This is a genomic window from Methylobacterium sp. 37f (assembly GCF_023093475.1).
In the GTDB taxonomy this organism is placed as follows: Bacteria; Pseudomonadota; Alphaproteobacteria; order Rhizobiales; family Beijerinckiaceae; genus Methylobacterium.
Window position 1 is genome coordinate 24,700 of record NZ_JAGHKN010000023.1, and the last position, 11,593, is coordinate 36,292.

Annotated in this window: 13 protein-coding genes and 1 pseudogene; 7 read left to right on the forward strand and 7 right to left on the reverse strand. The window is 69.6% G+C overall.

Annotation, left to right across the window (positions count from 1 at the left end; all coding sequences use genetic code 11):
• The first annotated feature begins 24 nt into the window (after positions 1-24).
• A pseudogene (locus J7U37_RS15800) lies at positions 25-814 on the forward strand (hypothetical protein).
• Here the strand turns inward: J7U37_RS15800 and J7U37_RS15805 are convergent.
• Positions 769-1,353 (reverse strand): histidine phosphatase family protein, encoded by a 585-nt coding sequence (locus tag J7U37_RS15805; RefSeq protein ID WP_056178504.1) that lies wholly within the window; start codon positions 1,351-1,353, stop codon positions 769-771. The pseudogene J7U37_RS15800 and the gene J7U37_RS15805 sit on opposite strands and share 46 nt — an antisense overlap.
• A gap of 221 nt (positions 1,354-1,574) precedes the next feature.
• The gene (gene irr / locus J7U37_RS15810) at positions 1,575-2,084 is read right to left on the reverse strand and encodes a Fur family transcriptional regulator Irr (RefSeq protein WP_056178502.1); all 510 of its coding nucleotides are present in this window, start codon (positions 2,082-2,084) and stop codon (positions 1,575-1,577) included.
• A gap of 383 nt (positions 2,085-2,467) precedes the next feature.
• Here irr and fabA point away from each other — a divergent pair, with 383 nt between their 5' ends.
• From fabA to fabI, 3 genes are all read left to right on the forward strand, one after another.
• A complete protein-coding gene (fabA, locus tag J7U37_RS15815) occupies positions 2,468-3,034 on the forward strand; it encodes a 3-hydroxyacyl-[acyl-carrier-protein] dehydratase FabA (protein ID WP_056178498.1) in 567 nt (188 codons plus the stop codon).
• Positions 3,035-3,206: 172 nt separating this feature from the next.
• Positions 3,207-4,433, forward strand: coding sequence for a beta-ketoacyl-ACP synthase I (gene fabB / locus J7U37_RS15820; protein ID WP_247636338.1), 1,227 nt, complete (start codon positions 3,207-3,209; stop codon positions 4,431-4,433).
• A 437-nt stretch (positions 4,434-4,870) separates the two neighbouring features.
• Positions 4,871-5,704 (forward strand): enoyl-ACP reductase FabI, encoded by an 834-nt coding sequence (gene fabI / locus J7U37_RS15825; protein ID WP_056178491.1) that lies wholly within the window; start codon positions 4,871-4,873, stop codon positions 5,702-5,704.
• 36 nt (positions 5,705-5,740) lie between these two features.
• On the opposite strand, the gene J7U37_RS15830 is transcribed toward fabI, so the two are convergent.
• From J7U37_RS15830 to J7U37_RS15850, 5 genes are all read right to left on the reverse strand, one after another.
• Positions 5,741-6,310 carry an NUDIX hydrolase gene (locus J7U37_RS15830; RefSeq protein ID WP_247636339.1) on the reverse strand — a complete coding sequence of 190 codons (570 nt, stop codon included), beginning with the start codon at positions 6,308-6,310 and terminating at the stop codon, positions 5,741-5,743.
• A gap of 108 nt (positions 6,311-6,418) precedes the next feature.
• A complete protein-coding gene (locus tag J7U37_RS15835; protein WP_247636340.1) occupies positions 6,419-6,619 on the reverse strand; it encodes a hypothetical protein in 201 nt (66 codons plus the stop codon).
• 65 nt (positions 6,620-6,684) lie between these two features.
• Positions 6,685-7,149, reverse strand: coding sequence for an RNA polymerase sigma factor region1.1 domain-containing protein (locus J7U37_RS15840; RefSeq protein ID WP_247636341.1), 465 nt, complete (start codon positions 7,147-7,149; stop codon positions 6,685-6,687).
• A gap of 246 nt (positions 7,150-7,395) precedes the next feature.
• Entirely contained in the window at positions 7,396-8,439 is a 1,044-nt protein-coding gene (locus J7U37_RS15845) for a YihY/virulence factor BrkB family protein (RefSeq protein ID WP_247636342.1), read from the reverse strand.
• Positions 8,440-8,501: 62 nt separating this feature from the next.
• The gene (locus J7U37_RS15850; protein ID WP_247636343.1) at positions 8,502-9,509 is read right to left on the reverse strand and encodes a LysR family transcriptional regulator; all 1,008 of its coding nucleotides are present in this window, start codon (positions 9,507-9,509) and stop codon (positions 8,502-8,504) included.
• A 98-nt stretch (positions 9,510-9,607) separates the two neighbouring features.
• On the opposite strand from J7U37_RS15850, the gene J7U37_RS15855 reads away from it, so the two are divergent.
• From J7U37_RS15855 to J7U37_RS15865, 3 genes are read left to right on the forward strand one after another with little or no spacing between them, the layout of a single operon-like run.
• Positions 9,608-10,219, forward strand: coding sequence for a YceI family protein (locus J7U37_RS15855; RefSeq protein WP_200940870.1), 612 nt, complete (start codon positions 9,608-9,610; stop codon positions 10,217-10,219).
• A gap of 33 nt (positions 10,220-10,252) precedes the next feature.
• The gene (locus J7U37_RS15860) at positions 10,253-10,855 is read left to right on the forward strand and encodes a cytochrome b (RefSeq protein WP_247636344.1); all 603 of its coding nucleotides are present in this window, start codon (positions 10,253-10,255) and stop codon (positions 10,853-10,855) included.
• On the forward strand, positions 10,852-11,448 hold the full coding sequence (locus J7U37_RS15865) for a YceI family protein (RefSeq protein ID WP_247636345.1): 597 nt from the start codon (positions 10,852-10,854) through the stop codon (positions 11,446-11,448). The genes J7U37_RS15860 and J7U37_RS15865 overlap by 4 nt, the downstream gene beginning before the upstream one ends.
• Positions 11,449-11,593: the final 145 nt, after the last annotated feature.

The following is an 11,593-nucleotide window of genomic DNA, read 5'->3' on the forward strand; positions in this document are numbered from 1 at the left end:
GAGACCGGCGGGAGATCCTGAGGCATGGCGGCGGGCTTCGAACAGATTCTGAACTGGCGGCTCCTGGCCGGCTCCTGGCCGGCTCCCATGATTTTCCCGGCCCGGACGGCGGCACCTGCATCAACGAAGCCGCCATCGTGGCGGCGGGCCTGCCCTACCGGGCGATCCGCGCCTCGACCGATTGCCCGCCCTGCTTCTCGCAACCCCTCGCCGCCTATGTCCTCGGGCTGAACGACGCCATGCCGGATGGTGAGCGCCCCCGGCTGATGGCCTTCGTGCTCCGCCTTGCCGGCTCCGCCGCCGAACCCGAGACCGAGGCGCGGCGCGTCGCTTTCCTGGCCGAGGCCAGCGTTCGGCGGATCCTGCCTCCCCTCCTCGACGCCGCTGGTCTCCCGGCCCTCGCCGCCCGCTGCGACGGCGCGTGTGGCCCCGAGGGTGCGCGCGCGGCAGCCCGCGATGCGGCCTGGGAGGGTGGAGCGCTGGCCGATGCCGCGCGTCGCGACGGGGCGCCTGGACCCAGGGCGCCCGCGCGTCGGCGGTGGCCCGCGCAGCCTCGGCGGCCGTGAAGGCGTTCTGCGATGCACGCTGTGCCGCCGAGGTCGCGGAAGGGGCCGCTCCCTTCATCGACGGAACCTGGGCGGTGGCCGCCCAGATCCTTGATGAGGCCCTGGCGCTCGGGCGCGGCGCCTCGTCGATCGATGCGGGGCTGGCGCGGGACCGTTTCGATGCCGCGCGAGCACGGGCTGGCCTGCGCGGTCCGGGCTCGAGTCAGACGAGGACCGGCTCGGCGGTGGGGTCGAACGTGACGGTCTGACAATTGTCGAGCCAGACCCCGGTCAGGTGGTAGAAAAAGGTGCCGTGCCCGACCACCGCGATGCTGCGCTCCGGCCGGGCAGCCAACCAGTCGCGAAAACCGAGGACGCGGGCATCGAACAGGGTGCGGGGCTCGATGTGCACCCCGCTCGCATCCGGCTCGCCCTCGGCGTGCCACCAAATTTCCGGCAGGTGATCGACCGCCACGTCGGGGAACTCGGTGGCCAGGATCGAAGCGGCGCGGCCGACGTCGCAACTGCTCTCCTGGCATTCGCGGTGCAGCACCTCCACGAGGATGCGCGGCCGGCTCGGATGGTCGCCGAAGATACCCTGGGTGGTCTGGATCGCCCGGGTCAGCGGCGACGTGACCACGAGGTCGAAGGGGATGTCGTGCAGGGCCGTCCGGGCCGCCTGGACCTGGCCCAGGCCGCGCTCGGTCAGCCGGGCGTCCACGTGTCCCGGGTCGCGCCCGGTCAACCGATGGGCGGCGTTGAAGGTCGATTCGCCGTGGCGGACGCAGACGATGCGGGAGGGAGCCATACCAGTCCGGTGTCAGAGGGGAGACGGGAGAGGCGGCCGGAGCCGCCGGAGCGATCATTCGCCCAGCGATAACCCGGGCCGGTCCCCATCGTTGCGGCACCGCCGCTCGAGACGGGAGGAGGACGGCATCGGGACGGCTGCCGCGAACGAAAAAGGCCCGGTTGCCCGGGCCTCGATCGTGGTCTTGCGGGATCCGCCGTCGTCCCGGTGCAGGTCTTGTTTCAGGCCTTGCGGGCCAAGGGGGTGCGGCGACGCAGACGCACGATGACCTCGACGCCGGCGATTTCCATGCCCTCGGGCGCATCCGGCAGCGAATCGACCGTGATCCCGCAATCGGGCATGTCCAGCACCTGCCCCTCGTCCTCGAGGAAGAAGTGGTGGTGCTCGCTCGGATTGGTGTCGAAATAGGCCTTCGAGCCGTCGAGAGCGAGCTGACGCAGCAGGCCCGCCTCGGTGAACTGGTGCAGGGTGTTGTAGACGGTGGCCAGCGACACCGGCACCTTGGCGCGCATCGCCTCGTCGTAGAGCATTTCCGCCGTGAGGTGACGATCGCCCCGTCCGAACAGCAGCCAACCCAGGGACAGGCGCTGACGGGTCGGGCGCAGACCCGCCCGGCGCAGACGATCGCGCAGATCCGACAACGGACATCCGCGACGGCCGGCAGCCGCATCGCCGGCGGAAACGGAAGTCCGCGCGTTCAGCACGGCCTGCAGGGGCAGAAGGTTCGACATCGGGCTGACAAACATCCCACGCGGAAAACAGAACAGAATGAGGGAATATCTATACGGAACCCGCCGTCCTACCGCAACCCGAGCCACGCGCGGGGCTGCCAGACCGGGCTCCGGGTCCGGCCCATCGTCGGCCTCCCCGTTTCAAGTCCCCCGGCATTCCCGTGCAGTGTTCCTCGGTGGATCTTCCGATCCCAGGCATCGACTTCGGGAGAACTTCGGGTGCCGGGGCAGCTTTGAGGTGCACAGGCCCTGTGTTAACGAAGCGCCGATTTCGCGCCGCATCGCCGGCGGAACCGGCTCGCGCCGGGTCCGCATCGGGGTTCGCGACACGAGCCCCAGGGGCCCCGCGCCCGGACCCATCCTCGAGGACCGAACCGCTCATCATGTCTTCCGCTTCCGATCCGAACGCTCCGTCGGGCACCGCCCCGGCGACCGCCGCGCCCCAGCGGGCCTCGCACTATTCCTACGAGGAACTGCTCGCCTGCGGCCGTGGCGAGCTGTTCGGCGCCGGGAACGCGCAGCTGCCGCTGCCGCCGATGCTGATGTTCGACCGCATCGTCTCGATCGGGTCGGAGGGCGGCGCCCACGGCAAGGGCCACGTGCTCGCCGAGTTCGACATCCGGCCGGACCTTTGGTTCTTCGGCTGCCACTTCAAGAACGATCCGGTGATGCCGGGCTGCCTCGGCCTCGACGCGCTCTGGCAGCTCGTCGGCTTCCACCTTGGCTGGCTCGGTGCTCCGGGGCGCGGTCGCGCGCTCGGCGTCGGCGAGGTCAAATTCTCGGATCAGGTCCTGCCCACGGTGACCAAGGTCGTCTACGGGATCGATATCAAGCGGGTCCGCCTCGGCAAGCTGGTGCTGGGCATCGCCGATGGCTGGCTCGAGGCCGACGGCACCCGCATCTACGAGGCGAAGGACCTGCGCGTCGCGCTGTTCCAGGCCCAGGCCTAGATTCCAAGCCTAGGCCCAGCTCTGGACCCAGTTCTAGACCCAAGCCGCGGGCGGATGAACCCGACGCGGTTGAGATCGGGACGCCCGAGTCCTACCTGAATCCACGCGAAGGTGCCGTCTCAAGAACAAGCACCGCGAAGAACAAGCCCCGGCGGCGGAGAGCATCGTGTCCATGCGGCGTGTCGTGATCACCGGGATGGGCATCGTCTCATCCATCGGCAACAACACCGAGGAAGTCCTCGCCTCCCTGCGCGAGGCCAAGTCCGGCATCGGGCGCTCGGCCTCCTACGCGGAGCACGGCTTCCGCAGTCAGGTCGAGGGTCGCCCGACCCTCGATCCCGAGGGCGTCGTCGATCGGCGTGCCATGCGCTTCCACGGCGGCGGCACCGCCTGGAACCACGTCGCCATGGACCAGGCGATCCGGAACGCCGGCCTTGAGGCGAGCGACGTTTCGAACGATCGCACCGGCATCATCATGGGCTCCGGCGGCCCCTCCACGAAGGTCATCGTCGAATCCGCCGCCATCGCGCTGGACAAGGGTCCGAAGCGCGTCGGCCCCTTCGCGGTGCCCAAGGCCATGTCCTCGACCGCCTCGGCGACACTGGCGACGTGGTTCAAGATCAAGGGTGTGAACTACTCGATCTCCTCGGCCTGCGCGACGTCGAACCACTGCATCGGCAATGCCGCCGAGGTCATCCAGGGCGGGCGCCAGGACATCATCTTCGCGGGCGGCTGCGAGGATCTCGACTGGACCCTCTCGGTGCTGTTCGACGCCATGGGCGCCATGTCGTCAAAGTACAACGACAACCCGGCCCGGGCCTCCCGCGCCTATGACGCCAATCGCGACGGCTTCGTCATCGCGGGCGGCGCCGGCGTGCTGGTGCTCGAGGAATACGAGCACGCCAAGGCGCGCGGCGCGACCATCTACGGCGAGATCGCCGGCTACGGCGCGACCTCGGACGGGTACGACATGGTCGCCCCTTCCGGCGAGGGCGCGGTGCGCTGCATGCGCCAGGCGATCGAGGGTCTGAAGGGCGCCAAGATCGACTACATCAACCCGCACGCCACCGCGACGCCGGTGGGCGACGCAAAGGAAATCGACGCCATCCGCCAGGTCTTCGGACGCGGCGACGCCTGTCCGCCGATCGCCGCCACCAAGTCGCTCACCGGCCACTCCCTCGGCGCGACCGGCGTGCAGGAGGCGATCTACGCGCTCCTGATGATGAACAACGACTTCATCTGCGAGAGTGCCCATATCGACGAGATCGACCCGGCCTTCGCCGACATGCCGATCCTGCGCCAGCGCCGGGACGGGGCCAAGCTCGGCCACGTCCTGTCGAACTCCTTCGGCTTCGGCGGCACCAACGCGACGCTGGTGCTCAAGCACGTCGACGCCTGACCCGCGTGATCCGGAGCGCAGGCGCAGTCGTGCGGCCGCAGCTTAACGGTTCGTTCACGGCTCCGGGGAACCCAAAAGAGTCTTCCGCCGTTCCTTGTTTCTGAAGGAATTCTGGAAGGCTCCGCCATGTTGTGGTTCGCCCTCGGGACGGTCGGCGGCATCGCTCTTGCCGGGACCACCGCCGTCTACATCAAGCAGGTCATGATCGACCGCGCCAACTGCGACACCAACGGCCACTTCTGAAGGCCGCGCCCTCGCGACGCGGCAACCGATCGTTCTCGACAGACCCCGACGCGACCTCACCGCGACGGGGTCTGTGCGTTTTCGGGCCTATGCAGACCGGCCCGGGATTGGACAGGGCCACGAGCCCCGCGCTAAGCCTCCCCCAACGGTGATGGGTCCTCAGGCGGCCCGCGTTCTGCGTCCGGGGGAAGTGCATGACAGGTTTGATGGCGGGAAAGCGCGGCCTCATCATGGGGGTCGCCAACGATCACTCGATCGCCTGGGGCATCGCCAAGGTTCTGCACCGGCACGGCGCCGAACTGGCCTTCACCTATCAGGGCGACGCGCTGGGCCGCCGGGTGACGCCGCTGGCCGCCTCGGTCGGCTCGGACATCGTGCTGCCCTGCGACGTCGAGGACGTCGCCAGCGTCGATACGCTGTTCACGGCCCTCGATGCGCGCTTTCCGGACGGGCTCGACTTCGTGGTCCACGCGATCGGATTCTCCGACAAGGGCCAGCTCAAGGGCCGCTACGTCGACGTCACCACCCGCGAGAACTTTTCCCGCACGATGACGATCTCGTGCTTCTCCTTCACGGAGATCGCGCAGCGCGCGGCCAAGCGGATGCCGCGGGGCGGATCGCTGCTCACCCTGACCTATGGCGGCTCCACCCGGATCATGCCGAACTACAACGTGATGGGCGTGGCCAAGGCGGCCCTTGAAGCGTCGGTACGCTATCTCGCGGGCGATCTCGGCCCCGACGGCATCCGGGTCAACGCCCTCTCGGCCGGACCGATGCGGACCCTGGCCGGCGCGGGCATCGCCGACGCGCGCCTGATGTTCAACCACCAGAAGGCCCATGCGCCCCTCCGCCGGACCGTGACCCAGGAAGAGGTCGGCGGCTCGGCCATGTACCTGCTCTCGGAGCTGTCGGGGGGCGTCACCGGCGAGATCCATTTCGTCGATTCCGGCTACAACATCATCTCGATGCCGCGTCCCGACGTGCTCCAGGCCCAGGACGAGGCCGGCGTGATCGGCGACGCGGTCTGACCCCTTCGCCGACACCATCGCCCACCAGTTCGCCGATTACCCGGCGAACAGGTCCGGCCTGCGGACCCGCAGGGCCAGCACCAGGGTCAGGGTCTTGAGGTCTGTCAGCTCGCAGCGCTCCGCCATGCGGGCGAGGTCGGCCAAAGGCATCTCGACGACGCGGATGTTCTCGTGCTCGCCCTCTGCGCCACCTCCGCCGGCCACGCGGTCGGCCTCGGCATAGGCCGCCAGGAACAGGTGGATGCGCTCCGTCGAGATGCCGCCGCAGGAATAGGTGGCGCCGACGAAGTCCAGGTCACCGAGGCGAAGGCCCGCTTCTTCCAGCACCTCGCGCCGGGCGTTCTCCTCGGGCGTGCCGTCGTCGATCAGCCCGGCCGGTGCTTCGAGCTGGCTCTGCTCCCCGTTGGCGTAGAGGGCGGGAACGCGCAGCTCGCGCACCAGCGTCGCGACCCGGCGTTCGGGATCGTAGGGCAGCACGCCGACGGAATTGCCGTGGTCCTCGATTTCCCGCTCGGCCTCGCTGCCGTCGGCGAGGCGAACCCGGGCCAGCGTGTAGCGGCTCCAACCGTCATGGAGGGTGCGCAGGCTGAGGATCTCGGCTTTCAACGGCGATGTTTCCTTAGCCAAAGGGACGATGGCGAAAAGGGGTGATGAGGAACCGGGTGATAGCGAAGGAGGCCGACGCGGCGTCCCGGACGACGGTTCGGCCGGCACTCACGGCCCTCCGGCCAGCGCGCCCTCGATCACCATGATGAGGGCGTCGAGATCGATCCGCCCATCGACCGTGAGATACCCCGGCTCGCTGGCATCAAGCGTCAGCCCGGGCTCGCCGATCTCGGCCTGACGCTGCAGCTCGGCGATGATCGCCTCCGCGATGGTGCCCTGGATGTCCATGTCGTTCTCCCGCGTGCGCATTCTGTCGGGGCCCTCCTGGGCCAACGCCGGGGCGGGACCGAGGTTCGGGTATTCCAGGCCCAAGCTCATCGCCCGAGCAGCATCAGGACTGCGATCAGCAGGGCCAGCACGATCAGGCCCGCCACGAGCACCGCGCGCCCGACTCGGCCCTCCCTGACGGGCGGATTGGCCTCGGCCTGTCCCTCGCTGGAGGCTGACGGGGCCTCCTGCCGTGGCTTGGCGCCGGATACGCGCGGCGAGGAGGCGGGCACGGCCGGACTCGCGGGACCGAGGGCGGGCGCGAGCGGCACCGGCGCGATTCCACCCGGATGGGCGAGCCCTGGAACCAGATCCTCCAATTCCACCGCGATGCCGGCGGCATCGAGGTCCAGGACGACCTGCGCGATCGCCTCCGCGCTCATACTCTGGATCGGCAGGGCCGCCTGCAGGTCGGCCGGCGTGAGTTCGCCCCTCTGCCGTCCCAGGGCAATCAGGCGGTCGAGGTCGCGGCGCGGGAAAGCCGGGGCGCCGCTCGCCGGGGCTCCGCTCAATGTCGGCCGCCCGTCATGGCGTTCCCCCGGCGGCCCCGGTCGGCTCCTCTCGGTGCGGGATGATCCGCATCTGCGGCCCGTATGCTGTCGCCGTCGGGCGTCTCGCCGGCCATCCGCCACTCCCTTCGCCAGACGCAGTTCGTGCGCCCCACGCGACGCTGTGGATCGAGAAACCCGGCTGGCCGTGGCGCTGTTCCCCATATGCCGGAACCGGGTCCGGAGCCGGAGCCGGGTCCGGAGCAGCCCTCACGCCTGGCTCGGCCCCACGCTGTCGGCGGCATAGGCCTGCCGGACGCCCAGCGGCTTCGGGCGTCCCTCGGTGCTGTCGCACCCGGTCTGGCGCTCCATCTCCGAGTTGATCTCGGCCCCCACCAGCATGATCACGATCGACAGCCACATCCAGGTCATGAAGCCGATGCCGGCGCCGAGCGAGCCGTAGATGCGGTTGTAGCTGTCGAAACTCGCCACGTACCAGGAGAAGAGCCCGGAGGCCGAGACCCAGAGCAGCGCCGCCAGGGTACCGCCCCAGGTCACCCAGCGCCACTTCGCCCGGTTCCGGCTCGGGCCGTAGCGGTAGATCAGCGACAGGCTGAGGCTCACGATGGCGAGGAGAACCGGCCAGCGCACGATTTGCAGGATCGTGTCGGTGGCGGTGACGACGCCGAGGCGATCGAGGATCGCGGGGAGCAGCACGACCGCACTGGTGGAGACGAGGAAGAACACCACACTGGTGATCGTGAACAGGAAGGTGGTGGCGTAGAAGCGGAGCAGGGTGCGCTTCTCGCGCTCCTTGTAGATCACGTTCAAGGCATCGAAGAGCGCGCTGACCCCGGAATTGGCGCTCCACAGGGCGATCAGTAGGCTGATGCCGGATGTGGTGCCGAGGGAGCCTGTGCCACGCTGGGCGATCCGTACGAGCTGATCCGACAGGAGCTGGAGTGCACCAGGGGGCAGGATATCCGCCAGGAGGCTGACATGCTGGCTAATGACGTTGGGGTCCGAGAACAGCCCGTAGATCGAGACCACGGCGACGAGGCCTGGGAAAACGGCGAGCAGGGCGAAGAACGCGACGCCCCCCGCCGTGGTCAGCACCCGGTCCTGCGGTATCGCCCAGACCACCCGCCACAGGATGTCCCGCCACCCGGCCCGGGGGATGTCGGCGGGATCGGTCGCGCGGCGCCCGCGGCCGGGCTCGTGCGCGCGCTGGCGCGCCTGCGTCAGTTCGTCCGGATTCAGCGCCCGGGTGCTGACCGAGCGCCAATCCTCACCCTCGTCCTCGTCTTGCACCATGCCGAGATCCCGCCGGACCGCTCGTCGCCGGAACGCTGCCGCGCGGCGTTCGCCCCGCGCCCTCACACTCTGCCTGAATGCGCATGATCCGTCGCCACCGAGGCGCGCACCCGCGTGGGTCGATCATGCCCGGCCATGCTGCAGATCGCGGCCTGCCGGGCCATCTCCATGCGGACATGCTCGCGGAATAGCCGCACCCGCGCGGGAAGCTCCCGCCCCGCGAGAGTGACGGCCCGCAGGGTTCCGCCCCGGCTCGCCCAGGCGGGTAGGACGCGCACGAGGTCGCCCCGGACCAGGGACTTGGCGGCGACGAGGCTGGGGATGTGGCCGATCCCGGCTCCCGCCAGGGTAAGGCGCAGCACCGTGGCGAAATCCGTCGCCCGTACGGCCGGGCGCAGGGTGACGCCCTGTTCCCGGCCATCGCCGTCGGAGACGAGGATCTGGGTGGCCCCGAGGCGCTCGCGGGCCAGTACCACATCGTGCGCCGACAACGCGGCGATCTCGACCGGGGCCGGGCGTTGCGCCAGATAGGCGGGTGCCGCGTAGAGACCGATGGTCAGGTCGGCGAGGATCGGGGCGGTGTAGCCGCTGTCGGGATGGTCGCCACCGCCGAGGCGCAGCGCCAGGTCGACCCGGTTGGCCGCAAGGTCGAGGCGGCTGTCGGTGATGAGAAGTTCGAGAGTGATCTGCGGGTGGCGCGCCCGAAAGCTCGCCACGAGGTCCGGCAGCACTTCGACCCCGAAATCGATCGAGGCCGTCACCCGCAGGTGACCGCTGGGCTGCGTGCGGGCGCCCCGGGCCGTCTGCAGGGCCTCGTCGAGGAGAGCGAGGCTCTCCAACGCCCGGGCATGGAAGGCGAGCCCTTCGGCGGTAGGCGAGACCGCCCGGGGCGTGCGGGCCAGCAGGGTCACCTTCAGCACCGATTCGAGGCGGGCCACGCGCCGGCTGACGCTGCCCTTGGTCTCGCGCAGGACCACGCCGGCCTGGGTCATGCTGCCGAGATCGACCACCGCGCAGAACGCACGCACGTCGTCGAGGTTTCCAGCGAAGGTTTCCAGATGCGCAACCATGTGTCCCCGATTAGCGCGCTATCGCACCGCGGGGAAGCGGCCTATCTGCGCTCCATCGAACGGCACCCCTCGGTGTCCCACGATCTCGGAGTCGCCACGTGATTCGTCTCTCCTCGTCGCTCATCGCCCTCACCCTCGCGCTCTCGGCACCCGCCCTGGCTCAGACCCCGCCGACCCGCGACCCGGCCCAGATCCAGGCCGGCACCTACGCGGTCGATCCCGGCCACACCCAGGTCGGCTGGACGGTCTCGCATATGGGCTTCTCGAACTACTCGGGCGGCTTCTCGGACGTGTCCGGCACCCTGGATCTGCAGCCGAAGAACCCCGGCGCCTCGAAGTTGTCGATCAAGATTCCGGTCGCCTCGGTGACGACGACCAGCGACAAGCTGACCGGCGAGCTGAAGGGCGACCAGTGGCTCGACGGGGCGAAGTTCCCCGAGATGACCTTCGTCTCCACGAAGGTGACGCCCGAGGGCAAGGACAAGGCCAAGGTCGCCGGCAACCTGACCCTGCACGGCGTGACGAAGCCTGTCACCCTCGACGTCAAGCTCATCGGCGCCGGCGTCAACCCGCTCAACAAGAAGGTCACGGTCGGCTTCGAGGCCACCGGCACGCTCAAGCGCTCGGAATTCGGCGTGAAGACCTACGTGCCGCTGATCGGCGACGACCTGCACCTGACCATCGCGGGCGCCTTCGAACGCCAGGACTAAGCCTCGGCCGTCCACCAGACCACGGAGAGCGTCATGATCGGGACCGCCCGCACTGCGCCCCGGCCGCGCTACACCCACGTCGCCATCGCGCTGCACTGGCTCAGTGCGCTGGCGGTGCTCGGACTGATCGCGATCGGTCTCGTCATGTCGCATGGGGACCTGGCGCCGATGCGCCGGTTCCAGCTCTATCAATGGCATAAGTCGGTCGGAATCACGGTGCTGGTCCTGTCGCTGCTGCGGCTCGGCTGGCGCCTGATCCATCGGCCGCCACCCCTGCCCGCGACGCTGCCGGCCCGTGAGCGGGCCGGCGCCCACGCGGCGCACGCCCTGCTCTACGGCTTCCTCCTCGGCCTGCCGCTGATCGGCTGGGCCGTTGTCTCGGTCTCACCCTTCAACCTGCCGACCGTGCTCTACGGGATCCTACCCTGGCCGCACCTCCCGGTGCTGCCCGAGCTGGCCGACAAGGGTGCCATGGAGGCGGTGCTCAAGCAGGTCCATGCCTGGGGGGCCTGGATCCTTATCGGTCTCCTGCTGCTGCATGTGGGCGCGGCCCTGCGCCACCACCTCGTCCTGCGCGACGACACCCTTCGGCGGATGCTGCCCCAAACCTCGCCTCCCTCTGGATCGTCGCCATGATCACCGTCCGTCTCGCCCTCGTCGCCGCCCTGGCTGTTGCGTCCCTGGCTATCGCTTCCCTGGCGCGACCCACCGGCGCCGAGGCCGCCGCCTGGACCGTGGATGCGGCCAAGAGCCGGATCGGGTTCTCGGGGGTCCAGGTCGGCGTACCGTTCCAGGGGCGGTTCAAGCGCTTCACCGCCCGGATCGACTTCGATCCCGCCGCCCCGGAGGCCGGGCACGCCGTGGTCGACATCGATCTGGCGAGCGCCGAGACCGGCGACGCCCAGCGCGACACCGCCCTGCCTCAGGCGGAGTGGTTCGACACGAAGGCGACGCCGCAGGCCCGTTTCGAGGCAACGCGGTTCGTCGCCAAGGGAGGCGATGCCTACGAGGCCGTCGGCACCCTGACGATCCGCGGCATCCGCCGCGACGCGATCCTGCCCTTCCGGCTGACCCGCGCGGGATCGACCGCCCGGGCGGTCGGGCACCTCGACCTCGTACGCACGCAGTTCGGCGTCGGGCAGGGTCCCTGGGCCTCGGGCCAGTGGGTCGCCCTGGAGGTCGGCGTCGAGATCGACCTGACCGCGACGGAGACGGCGTCCAAGCCCTGAGACAGCGTGACCGGGCGTCCCGCTCATCGATCTCGTCAGGTCGCGCTCCGCTTGCGGCAGATCGCCAGCGTCTGCGTAACCGACAGGGCGTAGTGTCATTGCAGTCCGGTCGAGAAACGCGGACCCGGCAAGATGAGCCCGCCTT

Coding starts and splice junctions, on each gene's coding strand:
- J7U37_RS15805 (WP_056178504.1), bottom strand. CDS start 1,353: ATGGCTCCCTCCCGCATCGTCTGCGTCCGCCACGGCGAATCGACCTTC.
- irr (WP_056178502.1), bottom strand. CDS start 2,084: ATGTCGAACCTTCTGCCCCTGCAGGCCGTGCTGAACGCGCGGACTTCC.
- fabA (WP_056178498.1), top strand. CDS start 2,468: ATGTCTTCCGCTTCCGATCCGAACGCTCCGTCGGGCACCGCCCCGGCG.
- fabB (WP_247636338.1), top strand. CDS start 3,207: ATGCGGCGTGTCGTGATCACCGGGATGGGCATCGTCTCATCCATCGGC.
- fabI (WP_056178491.1), top strand. CDS start 4,871: ATGACAGGTTTGATGGCGGGAAAGCGCGGCCTCATCATGGGGGTCGCC.
- J7U37_RS15835 (WP_247636340.1), bottom strand. CDS start 6,619: ATGCGCACGCGGGAGAACGACATGGACATCCAGGGCACCATCGCGGAG.
- J7U37_RS15845 (WP_247636342.1), bottom strand. CDS start 8,439: ATGGTGCAAGACGAGGACGAGGGTGAGGATTGGCGCTCGGTCAGCACC.
- J7U37_RS15850 (WP_247636343.1), bottom strand. CDS start 9,509: ATGGTTGCGCATCTGGAAACCTTCGCTGGAAACCTCGACGACGTGCGT.
- J7U37_RS15860 (WP_247636344.1), top strand. CDS start 10,253: ATGATCGGGACCGCCCGCACTGCGCCCCGGCCGCGCTACACCCACGTC.
- J7U37_RS15865 (WP_247636345.1), top strand. CDS start 10,852: ATGATCACCGTCCGTCTCGCCCTCGTCGCCGCCCTGGCTGTTGCGTCC.